Genomic DNA, 20,383 nt, shown 5'->3' with positions numbered 1-20,383 from the left:
GCACTGCAACGACGTGCCGTCGCACGGCGCAGATGCTTATCGGCGTTCGCGCAGCAGGCTGTGCCGATAGCCGTAGCCGATGTAGATCAGCATGCCGATGGCGGTCCAGCACGCCAGCAGCGTCCAGTTGGCCGCATTCATCTGCGCCAGCAGGAACAGACAGACCACCACGCCCATCGAACACACCACGGGTGCGGCGGGCACGCGGAAGCCGCGCGGCAGCTCAGGATGCGTGCGACGTAGCACCAGCACGCCAACGCACACCGTGGAGAACGCCAGCAGCGTGCCCATCGATAACAGGTCGCCCAGCAGGCTGAGCGGGAACACCGCCGCCAGCAGGCCACCCACGCAGCCCACCAGCAAGGTGGTGCGATGCGGCGTGCGGAACCGTTCGTGCACGGCACCGAACATGCGCGGAAGCAGACCGTCGCCCGCCATGCTGTAGAGGATGCGGGCCAGGCCCATGTGCATCACCAGGATCACCGAGGTGAGGCCGGCCACGGCGCCCACCTGGGTCAGCAGCTTGAGCCAGGCCAGCGCCGGATGGGCGGCCAGCGCGGTCGCCACCGGCTCGGCCGTCGCCAACTGCGGGTACGGCACCAGACCGGTGAGCACCGCGGCGACGATGATGTAGAGCACCGTGCAGATCGCCAGCGAGATCAGGATGCCGGCCGGCACGTTCTGCTGCGGATTGCGCGTCTCCTGCGCCGCCGTCGCCACAGCGTCGAAACCGATGTAGGCGTAGAACACGCTGGTCGCGGCCCGGAACACGCCCGCCCAGCCATAGTGATCGCCACCCTGGTTCGCCGGCACGTACGGATGCCACAGCGACGGATCGATGTACTGCAGCCCGAACACCACGAACAGCACCACCACCAGCACCTTCAGCACCACGACGAAGCTGGCGAACATGGTCGACTGGCGCGTGCCGACATAGAGCAGCGCCGTGATCGCGGCGACCACCAGCAGGGCCGGCAGGTTGAGCAAGGCGCCGGTCGCGACGAAGTGCCCATCGCGGAACGCCAGCGGCGCGTTGGCCAGGGCGGATGGGATATCGATACCCATGCTGTGCAGCAGGCCCACGCCGTAACCCGACCAGCCCACGGCCACCGAGGACACCGCCAGCAGGTATTCGGCCACCACGTTCCAGCCGATGAACCAGGCCAGCAGCTCGCCGAAGGTGGCGTAGGCATAGACATAGGCGCTACCCGAGACCGGCAGCATGGCCGCGAATTCGGCGTAGCTGAGTGCCGCGAGGGCGGCCGCCAGACCGGCCAGCACGAAGGAGATGGTCAAGGCGGGGCCGGCATGCTCGGCGGCCGCCTGCCCGGTGATCACGAAGATGCCCGCACCGATCACCGCGCCCACGCCCAGCACGATCAGGTCCCTGAGGCCGAGCGTCCGGCGCATGTTGTCGCTGGCGGAAAGCGACGCCTCGATGGGCTTGACGGTAAAGAGCGATCGGATCAGTGACATGCGTTGCCTTCGAAGGCCCCAATGGGCCGCCATGCGTGCGTGAAAAGTCCTGAACCATGCCAGCCGCGGCGTAGCCCCGCAACCGCCATAAGTCCAGAACGATACCGGTCTCCGCCCCGCCGATCACGTGCTTTGTCGCGCCAGGATCCGGTCGCGCAACCGCCACGAAGTCGCGGACTACTCCGATGCGCCACGCGACCATGGCTGACATGACTCACGCCCCCTGCCGGGGCGCCCCAGACGGATGTCAATTCTTGTCCGGTCGGGCCGGCACCGGTAGGCTGGCGTTCCATCCTGCGCGCACGCCATGTCCGTCCGCTTCGCACACCTCCACCTGCACAGCGAGTACTCGCTGGTCGACTCGACCATCCGCATCAAGGGACTGGTCGATGCCTGCGTGCGCGCAGGTATTCCGGCGGTGGCGCTGACCGACGACAGCAACATGTTCGCGCTGGTGAAGTTCTACAAGGCCTGCAGCGCGGCCGGCATCAAGCCGATCGGCGGCGCGGACCTGTGGGTGAGCTCACCGGACGATCCGCGTCCATGGCGCCTCACCGTGTTCTGCCAGAACCACGAGGGCTACCTCAACCTGTCGCGCCTGGTGTCGCGCGCCTGGCGCGACGGCCAGCACAGCGGCCGCGCCATGGTCGACATGGCCTGGCTCACACCGCAGGCGACGCATGGGCTGATCGCCCTGCTCGGCCGCGAGAGCGAAGCCGGCCGCATCGCGGTGAACCAGGGCGTCGATGCCGCCGCCGCACGCCTGCGCCCGTTCGCCAGCCAGATGGCCGACCGCCTGTACCTGGAGCTGACCCGCACCGGTCGCGAAGGCGAGGAAAACTGGAACGCCGCCGCACTGGGACTGGCCGCCGAACTCGACCTGCCGGTGATCGCCAGCAACGACGTGCGCTTCCTCAAGCAGGAAGGTTTCGAGTCGCACGAAGCGCGCGTGTGCATCAACCAGGGCCGCGTGCTGGGCGATCCCAAGCGTCCGCGCGACTACAGCGACCAGCAGTACCTGAAGACACCGGAAGAGATGGAGGCGCTGTTCGCCGACATCCCCGAGGCGCTGGAAAACACGCTCGAGCTGGCCAAGCGCTGCACGCTCGAGCTGAACTTCGGCACGTACTACCTGCCCGACTTCCCGGTGCCCGAAGGCCACGACCTGGCCAGCTACATCCGCGAGCTTTCCCGCGAAGGCCTGAAGGAGCGCCTGGCGTTTGCCGGCGTCGCACCCGGCCGCACGCAGGAGGAATACGAAACACGCCTGGAACGCGAGCTGGACGTCATCATCAAGATGGGCTTCCCCGGCTACTTCCTGATCGTGGCGGACTTCATCAACTGGGGTAAGCAGAACGGCATCCCGGTCGGCCCGGGCCGTGGTTCGGGTGCCGGCTCGCTGGTGGCCTGGGTGCTGAAGATCACCGACCTGGATCCGATCCAGTTCGACCTGCTGTTCGAGCGATTCCTCAATCCCGAACGCGTGTCGATGCCCGACTTCGACATCGACTTCTGCATGGATCGCCGCGACGAGGTGATCGACTACGTTGCGCGCAAATACGGCCGCGACCACGTCAGCCAGATCATCACCTACGGTTCGATGGCGGCGAAAGCCGTGCTGCGCGACTCCGGTCGCGTGCTCGGCATGGGCTACAACGCGGTCGACCGCATCGCAAAGCTGATTCCCGCGCGCCCGCTCGACCTCACGCTGCAATGCGCGCTGGGTCGCTCGGAGAAGGCGAAGAAAGAACCGGATCGCATCGTCAAGGACTTCTGCGACCTGTACGAACAGGACGAAGAAGCACGCACGCTGATCGACCTGGCGCTCAGCCTTGAAAGCATCACGCGCGGCGTCGGCAAGCACGCCGGTGGCGTGGTGATCGGTCCCAAGCCGCTCACCGAATTTGCGCCGCTGTACTGCGAACCGGGCGGCGCCGGCGTCGTCACGCAGTACGACAAGGACGACGTGGAAGCCGTCGGCCTGGTGAAGTTCGACTTCCTCGGACTGCGCACGCTCACCATCATCGACTGGGCGGTGAAGGCCATCAACGCGCGTCGCGCGGTGAGCGGCGAGGAAGCGCTCGATATCGCGGCGATTCCCACCGACGATCCGGCCGCCTACGACGTGCTGAAGAAGGCGCAGACGGTCGCGGTGTTCCAGCTCGAATCCTCGGGCATGCAGCGCATGCTCAAGGACGCAAAACCCGACCGCTTCGAGGACATCATCGCGCTGGTGGCGTTGTACCGCCCCGGCCCGATGGACCTGATTCCCAGCTTCGTCGCGCGTAAACACGGCCGCGAGGAAGTGGTGTATCCCGACCCGCGCGTCGAGCCGATCCTGAAAGAGACCTACGGCATCATGGTCTATCAGGAGCAGGTGATGCAGATGGCGCAGATCGTCGGCGGTTACTCGCTCGGCGGCGCCGACCTGCTGCGCCGCGCGATGGGCAAGAAGAAGCTCGAGGAAATGGCGAAGGAGCGCGCCAAGTTCCGCGAAGGCGCCGCCAAGGACGGACTCACCGGCGAGAAGGCCGATGAGATCTTCGACCTGATGGAGAAGTTCGCCGGCTACGGCTTCAACAAGTCGCACGCCGCCGCCTACGCGCTCGTCTCGTACCACACCGCCTGGCTGAAGGCGCACTACCCCGCCGAGTTCATGGCCGCGACGATCTCGTCGGACATGGACAACACCGACAAGGCGGTGACCTTCATCGACGAGTCGAAGGCGATCGGCCTGAAGGTGCTGCCGCCGGACGTCAACGCGTCGGAGTTCATGTTCGTCGCGGTGGAGCCCAAGGTCATCCGCTACGGCCTGGGCGCCATCAAGGGCGTGGGCCAGGGCGCCTGCGAAGCGATTGCCGACGAGCGCCGCCGCGGTGGCGCGTACACCGACCTTGCCGATTTCTGCCGTCGCGTCGACTCGACCAAGCTCAACCGTCGCGTGCTGGAAGCCTTGATCCTGTCCGGCTCGCTCGATGCATTGGCACCCAACCGCGCCAGCCTGATGGCACAGCTGCCGAATGCAATGAAGGCGGCGGACCAGCACCTGAAGAACAAGCAGTCCGGCCAGAACGACATGTTTGGCGCCATGATGGGGGCGGCCGCGCCGACCGTCGAAGTGGACCTGCCGGTCGTCGGCGACTGGCCGCTGGAGCAGTTGCTGCAGGGCGAGCGCGACACGCTTGGCCATTACCTGTCCGGCCATCCCACCGATCCGTGGAAGGAAGAGCTGGCGCAGCTATCCACCTGCCCGCTCGGCGAGATCGCCGACCGCTACCAGCCACCGAAGCCGCGCAAGAACGACGGCGACGACAACCGCTTCCGCCGTGGCCCGGATACGCCGTGGACGGTGGCCGGCATGGTCACCGCCGTGCGCAAACGCGGTGACAGCGATGCCTTCGTTCGACTGGAAGATGGCACCGGCATCATCGAGGTGAGCTTCTTCGGCGAGCTGTACCAGCAGGTCGCCCCGCTGCTGGTTCGCGACGAACTGCTGGTGGTCGAGGGCGGCCTGCGCATCGACGATTTCTCCGGTGGCGGCTTCGCCGTGCGCGCGCGCAGCGCGCTCAGCCTGGGTGACGCCTGCCGCCGCTACGCCCGTCTTCTGCGTTTAAAACTGAACGGCGTGGGCCCCAGCTTCATCGACGACCTGCGCCGAACGCTCGCCGGCTACCGCGGCGGACGGGCCAGCGTGGTCCTCTACGGCTATCACAACAAGACCGCACAGGCTGACCTGGAGCTGGGCGAGGAATGGCGTGTGGATGCCATTCCGGAGCTGCTGCGGGCCATCCGGGCCGTGCCCGGCGTGGAGGCAGCCAAGCTTCGCATCGTCAAGACGGATGACCGGCCACGCGGCGGCGATTGATCGACCGCCGCCCCAAGCCGTCACTCCGGCAACGGTCGGAATGACGGGAACACCTCCGCGGGGCGACACGCCCAAACGCCAAACCCTTCACTCTTTCCTCACGCCCATACGCGCCCGTTCCCGCGATTTTTTCCAGATCGGTATACTGGCGCGCTTCCGTGTTCTGAACTGCACCGAATGAATCCCAACTTCCTCGATTTCGAACAACCCATCGCCGAACTGGACGCGAAGATTGAAGAGCTTCGCCATGCCAGCCATGGCCAGGCGTTCAACATCGACGAAGAAGTCGGCCGCCTGCGCGAGAAGCTGAAGCTCAAGACCAACGAGATCTTCCGCAACCTCACGCCGTGGCAGGTGACTCAGCTGTCGCGCCATCCGGGCCGTCCCTACACGCTCGACTACATCAGCGTGATCTGCGACGAGTTCCACGAGCTGGCGGGTGACCGCGCCTATGCGGACGACGCTGCCATCGTGGGTGGCCTGGGCCGCATCAACGGCCGTTCGGTGATGATCATCGGCCACCAGAAGGCTCGCGATACCAAGGGCAAGGTGCGCCGCAATTTCGGCATGCCGCGTCCCGAGGGTTACCGCAAGGCGCTGCGCCTGATGAAGATGGCCGAGCGCTTCGGCCTGCCGCTGCTCACCCTCATCGACACCCCAGGCGCCTACCCGGGCGTCGGCGCCGAAGAGCGTGGCCAGTCCGAAGCGATCGCACGCAACCTGCTGGAGATGGCCGATCTCAAGACGCCCATCATCTGCACGGTGATCGGTGAAGGCGGCTCGGGCGGCGCACTCGCCATCGGCGTGGGCGACCGCACCGTGATGCTGCAGTACTCGACCTATTCCGTGATCTCGCCGGAAGGCTGCGCCTCCATCCTGTGGAAGAGCGCCGAGAAGGCCAAGGACGCCGCCGAAGCACTTGGCCTCACCGCACCGCGCCTGCTTGAGCTTGGTCTGATCGACAAGGTCGTGCGCGAGCCGCTGGGCGGCGCCCATCGCAATCCGCACTCGATGGCCGTGCGCCTGAAGGCGGTGCTGATGAACCAGCTCGACGAGCTGGAAGCGATGCCGTTGAAGGACCTGCTCGACCGACGCTACAAGCGCCTGCGCGGCTACGGCGCGTACATCGAGTAAGACGCACAGCAGGCGCTCGCGTGGGTCGTTGCCAACGGACCCGCGCCATCGCGCCACGTGCCCCATCGCCTGAAACCTCGCAACCGCCGAAGCGCAACGCTCGGCGGCTGGGTATCCAGCGCCTGAACAGGCTGAGGCCCCGACGTCAACCAAATCACGCGTTTCGGGCATTCACTGCTTGCGAGGTCTGACCACCTTGCCCCGCCCCGGGTGACATCGATCGTTCGTGGAGTCAGGCAAGCCGTTGCCCGCGGCGGCTGATCCGGAGAGCCCACCCAGCCCTTCTGCCCGGCTTGGAGCAGGCGCGGGCCGAGAGTGCCCTCCGTCTCGCCACTCCCACCGAACGGAGGTGTCTGAACATGGCACGCTTCCCACCTCGACTCACCGGGTCCCGCCTCGCCCTGGCCATCGCCGGAACGATCCTGCTGGCAGGAGCCGGCCTCGCCGCGCCCGCCAGGGCCCAGTCCGAGGGGCCCATCCTCATCGCCGACCAATTCAACAACCGGGTCATCGAGATCAACTCGGCCACGCACCGCGTGCTCTGGCACTTCGGCAACGGTTCTGACCTGCCAGGACCGAACAGCATCGTGGGCGTCAACGATGCCGAACGCTTCGGTCCCTTCACCTTGATGGCCGGTACCGGCACGCCGCCCGGGCTGCCGGGCTGCAGCGACACCGTCAATGGCTGTCCGGACAACCGCGTGATCATTGTCGACCCCACCGACCACATCGTCTGGCAATACGGCCAGGCCGGCGTCACGGGTTCGGGTCCCAACCAGCTCAACACGCCGGTGCACTCGGTGTTTCTCAACAACTTCCCGGGCCATAACGGATCGCACGTGCTGATCACCGACCAGGGCAACCAGCGCATCATCCTGGTCAACCTGGGGCGTCAGATCGTGTGGCAATACGGCACGACCGGCGTTTCGGGCAACGGCACCAACCAGCTCAGCAATCCCAACAGCGCCGAGTTGCTGGAGAACGGCCATGTGCTGATCTCCGACGAGAGCAATAACCGCGTCATCGAAATCACCACCGGGGGCAACATCGTCAAGACCTTCACCGCGCAGGGCTCGGTGAACGGCGCGGCGTTCGCGAGCCGACTGCCCAACGGCGACACCCTGATCACCGACTCCAACAACAACCGCATCGTGGAGGTTAACGGCAGCGACCACATCGTCTGGCAATACATCACCAACACCCTGCCGGGCAGCAACCCTTCGCCACTGCCGACCCGCGCGGTGCGCCTGCGCAATGGCAACACGCTGATCAGCGACCAGTTCAACAATCGCGTCATCGAGATCACCGAGGCAGGCAAGATCGTGTTCCAGCAGGGCGCACTCAACGTGCCCGGCAGCGGATTCAACCAGTTGAATGGACCGTATGACGCCAAGGTCATCGGCGATTTCACCGGGCTCTCGCCACCGTTCGACTTTGACAACGAGCAATGAGTCCATCCCGTGGTTCCACGGCCCCGGCTCCCAGGCCGGGGCCGTGCTTTTGCCATGACCCGTCATCACAAGGCGCTATCATCGGCGGCGCCCATCCCTGCGGAGCCGGTCATGGCCACCGACAGCACCAAGCTCGCCGTCCTCATCGACGCGGACAACGCACAGCCTGCCATTGCCGAAGCCTTGCTCGCCGAAGTGGCCAAGTACGGCACGGCGCACGTGAAACGCGCCTACGGTGATTGGACGTCCAATCATCTGAAGAGCTGGAAGGAACAGCTGCTCACGCAGTCCATCCAGCCGATGCAGCAGTTTGGTTATACCAGCGGCAAGAACGCCACCGACTCGGCGATGATCATCGATGCGATGGACCTGCTCTACTCCGGCCGCCTCGATGGCTTCTGCATCGTCTCCAGCGACAGCGACTTCACGCGACTGGCCGCGCGCATTCGCGAGTCGGGCCTGATCGTCTATGGCTTCGGCGAACGCAAGACGCCCGACCCTTTCGTCGCGGCGTGCGACAAGTTCATCTACACCGACATCCTCGTTGCCAAGCCCGACGAAGAGCAGCCACTCAAGCCCCGTACGGCCGCACAGCTCAAGCAGGACTCCAGCCTGGTGAACCTGCTGCGCAACGCGGTCGAAGCCGCCTCCGACGATGACGGCTGGGCCGCACTGGGCGGCGTGGGTTCGATCATCACCAAGCAACGCCCCAACTTTGACGCACGCAGCTACGGCTATCACAAGCTCAGCGAACTGATCATGGCGACCACGCTGTTCGAGATGGATCGTCGCAGTCCGGGCGATGGCCGGCCCAAGGTGATCTACGTGCGCAACAAGACGAAGAAAGCCACTGTCCGTGAATAAGCTCGTCCCGCTCCTGCGCGACGCCTTGCGCACGGAGCCGCAGGGTCAGTTGTGCGTGGCCTACAGCGGTGGACCCGATTCCACCGCCCTGCTTCACGCCCTCGCCCAGCTGCCCGAGGCCCACGACCGCGGCCTGCGTGCGCTGCACGTCGACCACGGCCTGCACACCGACAGCCACGCCTGGGCCACGCATTGCCGTGAACTCGCGCAGGAGTGGCAGGTGCCCTGCCTCGTGCTGCGCGTGGAGGTGAACCACGCGAGCGGCTACGGACTGGAAGCTGCGGCACGTGACGCGCGCTACCGCGCGTTCGCGCTTTCGCTGCACGACGGCGAGCGCATCGTGCTCGGCCACCACCGCGACGACCAGGTCGAGACGGTGCTGCTCAAGCTGCTGCGTGGCGCCGGTCCGGAAGGACTCGGCGGCATGCGGCCCATCCGTCCACTCGGACGCGGCCTGCTTTGGCGACCGCTGCTGGACGTGCCGCGCGAGGTGTTGCGCGACTACGTCGCCACGATGGGCCTGCCGTGTATCGCAGACCCATCGAATGCGGACCATCGCTTGTCGCGCAACTTTCTCCGCCACGAGATCCTGCCCCGCCTCAGCGAGCACTGGCCGCAGGCGATGGAGTCGATCGTGCACAGCGCGCGCCACAGCCGCGAAGCGGCCCTGGCCCTGTCGCTGCAGTGGCGCGCCGCCCGCGACGAGCTGCTGGATCCTGCCTCGGGCAGCCTGGATGCCGCCGGCTGGCTGGCACTCTCCCCGGCACTGCGGCATCCGCTGCTGGACGACTGGTTGCATGCGCGTGGGCTCCCCGCCCCCACCACGGCGCAACGCGCACAGATCGAGCGCCAGTGCATCGCGCGGGATGGCCAGTTGCCGTGCATTCGCTGGCCAGGCGCCGAGCTGCACGTGTGGAAGGGCCGCCTGTGGGCGTTGCCACCCCAACCCAACATCGATCCCCTGTGGCAAACCGAATGGTCGGGGGCCCCGCTCGCACTGCCTGACGGAGGCAGCCTGCATCTTGAACCCACCGCCACCCTCACCGCGCCACTGACCGTCCGCCTGCGCCAGGGTGGCGAGCACCTGCGTCCGGCGGGCGATGCACACACTCGCGAACTGCGCGACCTCATGCAGCAGGTCGGCATGCCCCCATGGCGCCGCCTCGCCTGCCCGCTGCTGTACGCGGGAGGCGAACTGATCGGCGCGGGCGACCGCTGGCTTACCGCACAGGGCGCTTCCCTGCTGGGGGTTGCCCGGCCCCGCTGGCACCCGGCCTATTGAGCCCCTCCCCACATACCCCTGCTGTTGATCGGGCCTGGCCTTTACAAAAGGCATGCGCCAAATCGCACACTCGACACCGTATCGACCGCTCGCAGATTGATTCCGCAAGGCCCCTGCGTTAGCTTTGCGGGCCATGGCCAAGTCCGCTCCCTCCCCCGCCAGTCAGGCCCCTGCCGCTGATTTCGAGAACTCGCTGGACGAGCTCGAACAGCTGGTCGCGCGCATGGAAGGTGGCGAGCTGAGCCTGGACGAATCCCTCGCCTCCTTCGAGCGCGGCATCGGCCTCTATCGCCATTGCCAGCAGGCACTGGAAAGTGCCGAACTGCGCGTGCGACTGCTGCTCGATCCCGATGCTCCCGAAAACGCTGAACCGTTTGAACCCGAACTTTAAGAGTCTGTCTTCACCATCCAAATGCGCCGCGTTGCCCTGCAGCGGCTGTCAGGTGGCAGACCGAGGCGCAGCCCATGCTGGCTGCATGGGTAAGCCACGGGCTGGCGCATGACGGCCGCTGCAGGGCAACCCGTAGGGCCGGGTCTGTTTGCCCACGGTGCTACGTCATCGCTCGGTCATGTATCGACATACATTCCCTCGCTCTTCCTTGCCCCGCGGGCAAACAGCTCCCGGCGCGGCGTATTTGGATGATGAAGACAGACTCTAAGCTCGGCGCTGATCTCAAGTCGCTGATCGCGCGCGCCGACGAGGCGCTGGCCCGTTCGCTGCCCGCGGAAGACACCGCCCCCTTCGAACTGCATCGCGCCATGCGCTATGCCGTGCTCGGCGGCGGCAAGCGCCTGCGCCCGCTGCTGGTATATGCCGCCGGCCACGCCTTCGGCGAGACCGGCTCGCGGCTGGACGCGCCGGCCTGCGCGGTGGAACTGATCCACGCCTATTCGCTGGTGCACGATGACCTGCCCGCGATGGACGACGACTCGCTGCGGCGCGGCCGTCCCACCTGCCACATCGTGTTTGGCGAAGCGATGGCGATCCTCGCCGGCGATGCCTTGCAGGCACTCGCCTTCGAACTGCTGGCACACGATATCGAGCTGGGCGTCGCTCCCACGCGCTGCGTGGAAATGCTGCGCGTACTGGGCCGTGCCTGCGGCGCCGAGGGCATGGCCGGTGGCCAGGCACTCGATCTTGCCGCCGTCGGCCGCAGGCTGACGTTGGCCGAACTGGAACACATGCACGCCTGCAAGACTGGCGCACTGATCCGCGCCTCGGTCCGCCTCGGCGCCCTCGCCGCCGGAGCACCCGACGATGCCCTGGCCGCCCTCGACCGCTATGCCCATGCCGTAGGCCTGGCCTTCCAGGTGCGCGACGACATCCTCGACGTGGAAGGCGAGTCGGCCGTGATCGGCAAGACGGCGGGCAAGGACGCGGCAGCAGACAAGCCCACCTTCCCCTCGATCATCGGCATGGACGCTTCGCGCGAGCACCTCGCCCGTCTCACCAGCGATGCGCTGGAAGCCATCGCACCGCTGGGCACGCAAGGCGCGTTGCTGGAAGAGCTGGCGCTGTACGCCGCCGCCCGCCTGCACTGACCCCACCTCTCCACCGCAGGAGCGCACCCCGTGCACGACTGCGGGGCTCGACGGTTTCGCAGGTCAACATCGGACGCGCACAGACGTTCCCGTAGGAACCTCCGCTGATGCTCCTTCGATGATCGCCACGCCCTCCCTCAAACGATGGCTGCTGGGCCCGGCCCTGCTGGCCGCCCTGCTTGCACTGCCCGCCTTCGCCGCCCCCGCCCAGAAGCCCGACTTCACCGGTGCCTGGCGCCTGGATGACCGCAACAGCGACTCCGCCGACTCGCTCACCGCGGCCATGCGCAATGAAGCGCGCAACGAACAGCAGGCCGCACTCCCCCAGAACCAGACTGCCAGCGGGTCGGGCTCATCCCCTGGCGGCGCCGGCAACGGTGGCGGTCATCACGGTGGCGGCATGGGGGGCGGTGGCATGGGTGGCCACGGCGGCGGCGCGGGTGGTGGTGGGATGGGTGGCGGCGGCATGGGCGGCCACGGTGGCGGCGGACACGGCCACCATGGCGGTGACGACAGCAGCACCAGCAAGAAGCCCGACACCGACAAGGATCCCATCGCCACGGCGACCTATCCGATGCCACCCATGTTGAAGGTGGATTCGGTGCTGCTCATGCAGCAGGACGACAAGACCTTCCAGGTCCGCCTCAACGATGGCAGCCAGCTCACTGGCAAGCTGGATGGACAGGCACGGCAGTCACTCAGCGGCAACGCCATGGTGCGCGGCCACGTGGAAAACGGACAGCTTCACGTCTCCGTGCAATACGCCGATGGCACGCAGCTGGAACAGACCTGGGCGCTTTCGCCCGATGGCCAGCAGATGGTCGTTACAGGTGCCTGGAAGGTGCCCACGCTGCAGCAGCCTGTCACGTTCAAACGCACCTACGTCGGGCTTCACTAGCCACGAAAAAGGCGGCCCGAGGGCCGCCTTTTCAATGCCGCGCGACGGGCTTACTTGATCAGCCGCAGCGTGAACGGATACCGATAGCGCACGCCTTCGTTGGCGCGGATCGCGGCGAGGATGGTGAATACCAGCCACGCCACGCCGACCACCACGCCGATCGGGATGGCCAGCAACACACCGAGGCCTAACGTGATGGCGGTAAGCACCAGCAGCGCCACGCCGATGATGGCAATGGTGATGTTGAAGTTCAGCGCTTCCTTGGCCTGGTCGTCCACGAAGGGCATCGTGTCCTTCCTCAGCAGCCAGATGATCAGCGGACCGAGGAAGCAGCCCCAGCCAAACCAGGCGCCGGTGACAATGCACCCCAGCAGCGCGGACAGATGGGCGAAAAGCGCCCATTGACGCTCCTCGGCGGAGGGCAGGTCGGACGGCCCTGCAGGGCTCGCCGACGGCGGCGGTACGACGGATTCGGGTGGAACGCTCATGCGTGCTTCTCCTGTCGTGAACCTGCATTTTCAGGTCCGGCCCCCTGAGCCGGACAAGCTGATCCTAGCAAGGTCGCGCAGGTTTTTCCGATGCCGGAAGTCCTGATTTCAGCGGTGCCGGAAGACCTATTCGCCAGCGATGGTCATCTGCTCGAGCAGGATCGAACCGGTGAGCAGGTGCGAGCGCGGATCCACGTCGGTACCAACGGCCACGATGTTGGCGTACATGTCACGCAGGTTGGCGGCGATGGTGATTTCTTCCACCGGGTAGACAATCTGTCCGTTCTCCACCCAGAAGCCGGCTGCACCACGGGAATAGTCGCCCGTTATCGTCGACACGCCCTGCCCCATCACTTCGGTCACCAGCAGGCCGGTACCCATGCGCTTGAGCATCGCGGCGAAGTCGTCCTGGCCGGGCTCGACGATCAGGTTGTGGATGCCGCCCGCGTTGCCGGTGGATTCCAGGCCCAGCTTGCGCGCCGAATAGCTGCCCAGCACGTAGCGCGCGAGCACGCCGTTCTCGATCAGGGTGCTGTCGCGCGTGGCCACGCCTTCGGCGTCAAACACGCTGGAACCCTGGCCGCGCATCAGCAGCGGACGCTCCACGATGTTGAGCCACGACGGCATGATCTGCTTGCCCGCGTGGTCGAGCAGGAAGCTGGCGTGCCGGTACAACGCACCGCCGCTCACCGCGCCGATCAGGTGGCCGATAAGGCCCCGCGCCACTTCGGGAGCGAACATTACGGGGCACTGGCGCGTCGAAAGGCGCTGGGCGCCCATGCGTGCCAGCGTGCGTTGCGCCGCCTTGTCGCCCAGCGCGGCGGCGCCCATGAAATCGTCGGCGGAGCGCACGCTGTCGTACCAGTAGTCGCGCTGCATGCCTTCGTCGTCACCGGCGATCAGCGACAGCGACAACGAGTGGCGGGTGCCGCGCTCGCGCCCCAGGAAGCCGTGCGAGTTGGCGTAGACCGCGATGCTTTCGCCCATCTGCACGCCAGCGCCGTCGGAATTGGTGATGCCGGCATGGGCGCGACCGGCATCCTCGACCTGCTTGCCCAAGGCGATCGCACCCTCAGTATCGATGCGCCACGGGTGCCACAGGTCCAGATCGGGGAACTGGGTGGCCATGCGCTCGGCGTCGGCCAGGCCCGCGGCCTGGTCTTCCTCGGTGTAGCGGGCGATCGCGCAAGCCTGGTCCAGCGTGGCCTGGATCGAGTCGGGGTTGAGGTCGGCCGTGCTGGCCGAGCCCTTGCGCTTGCCGAAATACACGGTGAGGCCGAAACCGCGGTCCCGGGTGTGCTCCACCGTCTCCACCTCGCCCAGGCGCACGTTCACGTTCAGCCCGGTGTCGACGCTGGCGGCCACTTCCGCCTGGCTGGCGCCGGCGGCGCGGGCGCGGCGGATCACGTCCTCGGCTAGCTGGGCCAGTCGGTCGAGTTCTTCGAGGCTGCGGTCCTGGGTGGGGCTGAGTTCGGTCACTCGTGAAATTCCTGCAGTAGAGTCTGGTTCGTGCCTTCCTGTAGCCCGCGCCGGGAGCTGTTTGCTTGCCTGCCAAGGAAGAGCGAGGGAGTGTATGTCAATACACGACTGAGGGATGACGCCGGCTGGCGGGCAAACAGACCCGGCCCGTAGGGTTGGCCGCCCCAAGCGCCCATGCGAGCGCCCGAGGCTTGACCTGACAGCCAGTCAGGCGCTGCGCCCCGGAACACTCGCATGGGCGCTTGGGGCGGCCAACGCGGGCCACAGGAAGGCACGAACCAGACTCCGGTAACGGGTAGAATACGCGGTCCAACCCGCGCAGCTTCCCGACATGGGGGTGGCGCGGCCGATTGCAAAGAGCGTCCGCGGAGATAAGCCCATGTCACCGGCAGCCGGCATCTACCGTCACTACAAAGGCCAGCGTTATCGCGTCCTGGGCACCGCCCGGCACAGCGAGACCATGGAAGAGGTAGTGGTCTACCAGGCGCTCTATGGCGATTTCGGCCTGTGGGTGCGCCCCGCCACCATGTTCTGCGAAACCGTGGAGCTGGATGGCGAGCCGATCCAGCGCTTTGCGCTGGAGCAGGCCGAACCCAATCCGTTCGATCACGCCGACGCTGCACGCTGAGTGCCACGCCGGCCCGCTGGAAGTTTTCCGTGAAACGTACCTATACCCACGACCCCGACCACGATTACGGCCCCACCCGCACGCAGCAGCGCCGCGACGCGCTGGCCGTGCTGGCATTGGCCCAGCAGCTGATGGACATGCCGCCATCGAAGCTGGCGCGGCTGGAGCTGCCCGAGGACGTGGAGCGCGAAATCGCCAACACGCGCCGCATCACCGCGCACATCGCGCGCAAGCGCCAGCTGCAGTTCCTCGCCAAGGTCATGCGCCGCCACGAGTCGGAAGTGTTCGACGGCGTGCGCGCGGCACTCGGCGAGAACAAGGAACTCCAGCGCCAGGAAACCGCGGCCATGCATCGCATGGAAGCCCTGCGCGAACGTTTGCTGGAAAACACCGACGAAGCGATGAGCGTGCTCATCGCCGAGTACCCGAACGTCGACCGCCAGCATCTGCGCTCGCTGGTTCGCCAGGCCAAGGCCGAGAAAGAGGCGAACAAGGCGCCGCGCGCGTATCGCGAGATCTACCAGTTGCTCAAGGGGCTGGCATCCGGCGGCGCGGGCGATGAAGGGGTTGATGAAGGCGGCGATGAGTTGCCGGGTGACGCTGAAGACTGAGGTGATCTGATCGCGCACTGGGTGCGCTCCTACAGTTGCAAAGCTGTTGTAGGAGCGCACCCAGTGCGCGATTCACGCTTACCTCAAACCTCAACCGCACGAAACCTCGAACAACCATCCTCCGGCGACACCCACGTATCGTGCACCTCGCACAACGCACTCGCGCCGATGCTCGCGCCATAGGCCGAACCAAACGACGCCATGCCCGGCAGACGCCGCTCGATCTCGCGTGGATCCGCGCAGCGAAAGCGACAGCGCTCGCAGCAGACCACGCGACGATCGGCGACCTCGCTCACCCGCCCAACCCATTCCAATAATCGGCAAACACGTGCACCGACAGCACATAGCCGATGACCACATTCACCGCAACGCCGATGGTGAACGCCAGCAGCGGACGCCAGCCGATCGCCGTGAGTGAACGCAGGCGCGTGGTCAGGCCGATGCTGAGGAAGCAGAACGTGAAAGCCCAGGTGCGCAACGCACTGATGGGCGCGACCAGGTCGGGCGTGACGATCTTGCGGTAATCGGCCAGCGAATAATGGCTGGCGATCCAGGTGACCAGCGCCGAGGCCAGCACGAAGCCGATCACGAACTTGGGGAAGCGCGCCCAGATTTCGCGCACGTCGGCCTTGGCCTGCACGCCGCCCTCGCTGTTCCAGCGCGTCGTTGCCACCCACGCCAAGGCGAACGCCCAGATGCCGATCCAGATGTCACGCCCTACCACTTTCATCAGCGTAAATGCCTGCACCGCCGCATCCGGCGCCCCGGCGATGGTGCCGCCCGCATTGCGCGCCACATCGCCGTAGGCCTGCGCTGCAGCGATACCGGCGGCATCGGCGAACTCGGACGTGCCGATCCAGGCACCGGCCACCGCCGTCGATAGGCCCAGCGCACGCGATACAAAGGGCAATACGAAGATCATCACGATGGCCCACACCACCACCAGCGTGATCGCCATCGATGCATGCTCGCGCTTGGCGCGCACCGCGCCGCCCGCGGCAATCGAGGCGGACACACCGCACACGGCTCCGCCCACGCCCAGCACCGCGGCAAAGCGCTTGTCCAGGCCGAGCGCCTTGCCGGCGAGGAAGATGGTGAAGAACGTCGCAAGCGAAACGATGGTCGCCTGCCCCACCGCGACGGGACCTGCCCATACCAGCAACGTCAGCGGCAGCGTCGCCCCGAGCAGCACGATGCCCACCTTGATGTAGAACTCCACGCGCAGGCCCGAATGGAACCATTCCGGCAGTGTCACCGTGTTGGATACCAGCAGGCCCAGCAACAGGGCGATCAGCGGCGCTTCCAGGTTGTAGCGCGCCGCTTCGCTCCATGCGGATGCCGCGAAGATCAACAGCGAAACAACAAAAAGAATCAGGAAGCTCGGCAGGAAGCGCGACAGCGATTGCCCGAGCACAGCCAGGGCCGTACCGAACAGCAGCGCGAACGTCGCGAACAGCGCCAGGTAGTTCGGCCAGTGACTCGCAATACCGCGCCCGGCTTCGGCCAGTGTTTTCCACTTCGCCGGCGCCACCGCCAGCCACTTCAGACTGCTGCCGTTGGCGAACAACGCCCAGGCCACGACGATCACCGCGAGGCCGATCCAGACCGACCACCAGTCTTCGTTGGATAGCAGCCCCGTGCGCGGCGCATGCGCCGCGGCGGCATCAGATGACCGGGCCTTCCCCGGCAAGATTTGTGTTACATCGCTCATGGCAACGCCCCAGTCGGAAGAGTGTGGACTTTCAGACGTCCATACGGCCTGCCCCCTGGCAATGGACCGACACTCACTGTCCGACGGTGTGCGGTGAATTCGAAATGAGCTTTCGTTCTATCGATATACCGGGCGCGAGTCCTGAACCTACCGCAGGCACGCCGCTCTCGGCGTCAGTCCGTCGGCTCTGCTCCCCCAATCCACAAAGCGCTCAACGCGGCGGCACGACCCTTGAGCGCATCGTCAGCCTCGTCCTTCGGATAGAAGCGGATCGTTTCTGAGTAGTACACATACGCGATATCCGGATAGTGATTGGCCATTGCGTTGTCGGCCACGTTGATCAGGATGCCCGTGGATGTCACCTGATCGAAAGCGTCTCGCACGGTGAGCCGCTCATCTCGCGTGGTGCAGTAGCAATGGCGCAGGTCGTAGACGTCCGCAAGCACGGAGCCCCTGATAGTCAGCAACAAAGGGTTGCGCGCAGCCTCGTTCATGGCGGACGCCATCAGCTGGCGCTGCATTTGCTGGGAGCCATACCAGCGGGGCTGCGTGACATAGGCGAGCATGTCGTATAACGGCAAGCTCGCGCGGTCCTCCGCCATGCCATGCTGAAGGGCCTGCACCATGTAGTCCTTGTCGCTCGCCAGGAGACCGGCGTTGATCATGGCGGCGTAAGTCGTGACCAGCTTTGGATCAAGTTTCGCCGCCTTGTCCAGGTCGACCTTTGCCTTGTCGAGCAGGACTCCCATGGCCCTCATCTTCTCCGCCGGCGTGTCTTCAATCTCCCTGGCGCCGCGTGCACGCCATGCCGATATGACGTAGCAATAACCGCTGGTTGCATAGGCAAGGGCGCTCTCAGGCACCTGGGATTTCCACTGGTCCAGGGCTATGCGCAGCTGTGGCGAAGGGTCGTAGCAGTCCCTTGCGATGGTTCGCCAAGCAATTTCCTGTGGTTTCAGCCGCGCGTCGCCCTGCATGAGCGCGCGGACCTCTCGGTCGATTTCTTTGGCGCGCCCTGCGCCAGCCAGTGCTATGAGCTGGTCGGTATCCACCACGGGCTGCAGGCGATACCGGCAGTAGGCCTCGATGGCCTGCGGCGACCAGTGGCTGCCGGGGGGATCGGGATAGTGCAGGCAGCGTTGCATGGAGTCGGGTATCGCGTCGGCACGCTCGACCGATGCCATGAACGTGCGCATCTCTTTGGGCGAGAAGGGGCCCAGCGGATCGATGTGTATGTCTTGCGCAACGACCGCCGGTTCGCCAGACGGCACATCGGGCGCCATGCCGGCCTCGCTCGACGGCCCCGGCGAATTACATGCGACCAGGAACACAAGTGCAGCGGCCACGACCGCAAGTCGCGACCATCCCCAGCACATAGCCATAGTCCCCCCAACTACGCCCATGGCGGTCCGCTATCGGACCGCTGCCTGGCGCATATTCACACAAGTCATGAAGCCGGGGGGCGAGCGATTCGATTCAGGAAGCCGTACCACCAACCGTCATCGCGTCCACCTTCAGCGTCGGCTGACCCACGCCCACGGGCACGCTCTGGCCGTCCTTGCCGCATACGCCCACGCCTTCGTCCAGCGCCAGGTCGTTGCCGATCATGGAGACGCGATTGAGCACTTCCGGGCCGGCGCCGATCAGGGTGGCGCCCTTCACCGGGCGGGTGATCTTGCCGTCTTCGATCAAGTAGGCCTCGCTGGCGGAGAACACGAACTTGCCATTGGTGATGTCCACCTGGCCGCCGCCGAAGTTCACCGCGTACAGGCCCTTCTTCACCGAGCGGATGATCTCTTGCGGATCATGCTGGCCGGCGAGCATGTAGGTGTTGGTCATGCGCGGCATCGGCAGCTGCGCGAAGGACTCGCGGCGACCGTTACCGGTCGGCGCCACGCCCATCAGGCGCGCGTTGAGCTTGTCCTGCATGTAGCCCTTGAGGATGCCGTCCTCGATCAGGGTGGTGCATTCGGTGGGCGTGCCCTCATCGTCCACGCTGAGCGAACCGCGGCGACCGGCGAGGGTGCCGTCGTCCACCACGGTGACACCGGGTGCAGCCACGCGCTGGCCGATGCGGCCGGCGAAGGCCGAGCTGCCCTTGCGGTTGAAGTCGCCTTCCAGGCCGTGGCCGATCGCCTCGTGCAGCAGCACGCCAGGCCAGCCGGGTCCGAGCACCACCGGCATGCTGCCGGCTGGCGCGTCTACTGCCTCCAGATTCACCAGCGCACCGCGCACGGCTTCGTCGGCAAACGCCATGGCGCGGCCGTTCTCGATCAGTTCGCGATAGCCGTAGCGGCCACCGCCTCCTGCACTGCCCTGCTCGCGGCGACCATTCTGTTCGACGATCACCTGCACGTTCAGGCGTACCAGTGGGCGCACATCGGCGGCCAGGGTGCCGTCGGAAGCGGCCACCAGCACGGTGTCCATGGTGGCGGCGAGGCTCACGATGACCTGCTTCACGCGCGGGTCGCGCGAACGCGCATACGCGTCCACTTCACGCAGCAGGGCGATCTTGTCGGGATTGGGCAGGCTTTCGACCGGATCGATGGCCGGATACAGCTGGCGCGCACCATTCAGCGCCAGCGGCTTGCCCGCACCGTTGCCACCCTGGGCGATGGCACGCGCGGCCTTGGACGCCTCCAGCAGCTGTGGCAGCACGATCTCATCGGAGTATGCGAAGCCGGTCTTCTCACCACTGATGGCGCGCACACCGACACCCTGCTCGATGGAGTGGCTGCCGTCCTTGACGATGCCTTCCTCCAGCAACCACGACTCGCTGCGCGAATGCTGGAAATACAGGTCGGCGGCGTCGATGGAGGGGCCCATCAGCTGGTTGAACACGCGTTCCAGGTCGGTGGCGGCCAAGCCGCCCGGCGCCAGCAGGCGGCGTTCAGCCTGTGCGATCAGGGAATCCATGAAGTCGTAGCCATGCGTAAAAGAAGGGACTTTACCAA

The 20,383-nt window shown here is 66.1% G+C and carries 16 protein-coding genes; 10 read left to right on the top strand and 6 right to left on the bottom strand.

Translation table 11 applies throughout. From position 1 onward, the window contains the following. Window positions 1-36: 36 nt before the first annotated feature. Window positions 37-1,476, bottom strand: coding sequence for an amino acid permease (locus EPB08_RS15165; protein ID WP_130619960.1), 1,440 nt, complete (start codon window positions 1,474-1,476; stop codon window positions 37-39). Window positions 1,477-1,783: 307 nt separating this feature from the next. On the opposite strand from EPB08_RS15165, the gene dnaE reads away from it, so the two are divergent. The 8 genes from dnaE (at window position 1,784) to EPB08_RS21085 (ending at window position 12,512) form a co-directional block, all read left to right on the top strand. Next, window positions 1,784-5,341 (top strand): DNA polymerase III subunit alpha, encoded by a 3,558-nt coding sequence (dnaE, locus tag EPB08_RS15160; protein WP_130619959.1) that lies wholly within the window; start codon window positions 1,784-1,786, stop codon window positions 5,339-5,341. A gap of 177 nt (window positions 5,342-5,518) precedes the next feature. Continuing rightward, window positions 5,519-6,475 carry an acetyl-CoA carboxylase carboxyltransferase subunit alpha gene (locus EPB08_RS15155; protein WP_130619958.1) on the top strand — a complete coding sequence of 319 codons (957 nt, stop codon included), beginning with the start codon at window positions 5,519-5,521 and terminating at the stop codon, window positions 6,473-6,475. A gap of 359 nt (window positions 6,476-6,834) precedes the next feature. Beyond that, window positions 6,835-7,926 carry an NHL repeat-containing protein gene (locus tag EPB08_RS15150; protein WP_130619957.1) on the top strand — a complete coding sequence of 364 codons (1,092 nt, stop codon included), beginning with the start codon at window positions 6,835-6,837 and terminating at the stop codon, window positions 7,924-7,926. A 111-nt stretch (window positions 7,927-8,037) separates the two neighbouring features. Beyond that, entirely contained in the window at window positions 8,038-8,790 is a 753-nt protein-coding gene (locus tag EPB08_RS15145) for an NYN domain-containing protein (RefSeq protein ID WP_130619956.1), read from the top strand. Beyond that, window positions 8,783-10,072, top strand: a complete 1,290-nt coding sequence (tilS, locus tag EPB08_RS15140; RefSeq protein ID WP_229238362.1) for a tRNA lysidine(34) synthetase TilS — start codon at window positions 8,783-8,785, stop codon at window positions 10,070-10,072. Before EPB08_RS15145 ends, tilS begins: the two co-directional genes overlap by 8 nt. 133 nt (window positions 10,073-10,205) lie before the next feature. Beyond that, window positions 10,206-10,463 (top strand): exodeoxyribonuclease VII small subunit, encoded by a 258-nt coding sequence (locus EPB08_RS15135; RefSeq protein WP_130619955.1) that lies wholly within the window; start codon window positions 10,206-10,208, stop codon window positions 10,461-10,463. Between the two features lie 251 nt (window positions 10,464-10,714). Continuing rightward, window positions 10,715-11,614, top strand: a complete 900-nt coding sequence (locus EPB08_RS15130) for a polyprenyl synthetase family protein (RefSeq protein ID WP_130619954.1) — start codon at window positions 10,715-10,717, stop codon at window positions 11,612-11,614. Window positions 11,615-11,732: 118 nt separating this feature from the next. Beyond that, a complete protein-coding gene (locus tag EPB08_RS21085; protein WP_165418513.1) occupies window positions 11,733-12,512 on the top strand; it encodes a hypothetical protein in 780 nt (259 codons plus the stop codon). 50 nt (window positions 12,513-12,562) lie between these two features. Here the strand turns inward: EPB08_RS21085 and EPB08_RS15115 are convergent, their stop codons facing one another. Together EPB08_RS15115 and pmbA are read right to left on the bottom strand one after the other, a co-directional pair. Beyond that, window positions 12,563-13,000 (bottom strand): DUF4870 domain-containing protein, encoded by a 438-nt coding sequence (locus tag EPB08_RS15115; protein ID WP_130619952.1) that lies wholly within the window; start codon window positions 12,998-13,000, stop codon window positions 12,563-12,565. 126 nt (window positions 13,001-13,126) lie between these two features. Further along, the gene (gene pmbA, locus EPB08_RS15110; RefSeq protein ID WP_425598264.1) at window positions 13,127-14,488 is read right to left on the bottom strand and encodes a metalloprotease PmbA; all 1,362 of its coding nucleotides are present in this window, start codon (window positions 14,486-14,488) and stop codon (window positions 13,127-13,129) included. Between the two features lie 370 nt (window positions 14,489-14,858). Between pmbA and EPB08_RS15105 the strand changes: the two genes are divergently transcribed. Beyond that, window positions 14,859-15,107, top strand: coding sequence for a DUF1653 domain-containing protein (locus EPB08_RS15105; RefSeq protein ID WP_130619950.1), 249 nt, complete (start codon window positions 14,859-14,861; stop codon window positions 15,105-15,107). A gap of 29 nt (window positions 15,108-15,136) precedes the next feature. Then, window positions 15,137-15,718, top strand: a complete 582-nt coding sequence (gene yjgA / locus EPB08_RS15100; RefSeq protein ID WP_130619949.1) for a ribosome biogenesis factor YjgA — start codon at window positions 15,137-15,139, stop codon at window positions 15,716-15,718. A gap of 292 nt (window positions 15,719-16,010) precedes the next feature. On the opposite strand, the gene EPB08_RS15090 is transcribed toward yjgA, so the two are convergent. From EPB08_RS15090 to tldD, 3 genes are all read right to left on the bottom strand, one after another. Next, window positions 16,011-17,429, bottom strand: coding sequence for a YeiH family protein (locus EPB08_RS15090; protein WP_130619947.1), 1,419 nt, complete (start codon window positions 17,427-17,429; stop codon window positions 16,011-16,013). Between the two features lie 173 nt (window positions 17,430-17,602). After that, complete coding sequence (locus EPB08_RS15085) at window positions 17,603-18,712, bottom strand: hypothetical protein (RefSeq protein WP_130619946.1); 1,110 nt, start codon at window positions 18,710-18,712, stop codon at window positions 17,603-17,605. A 193-nt stretch (window positions 18,713-18,905) separates the two neighbouring features. Beyond that, complete coding sequence (gene tldD, locus EPB08_RS15080) at window positions 18,906-20,345, bottom strand: metalloprotease TldD (protein ID WP_130619945.1); 1,440 nt, start codon at window positions 20,343-20,345, stop codon at window positions 18,906-18,908. Between the last annotated feature and the right edge of the window lie 38 nt (window positions 20,346-20,383).

Origin of the sequence: Dyella amyloliquefaciens (assembly GCF_004296575.1) — a bacterium.
Classification (GTDB): Bacteria; Pseudomonadota; Gammaproteobacteria; order Xanthomonadales; family Rhodanobacteraceae; genus Dyella; species Dyella amyloliquefaciens.
The sequence above is the reverse complement of the archived record's forward strand: the minus strand, read 5'-3'. Positions and strand labels throughout refer to the sequence as shown.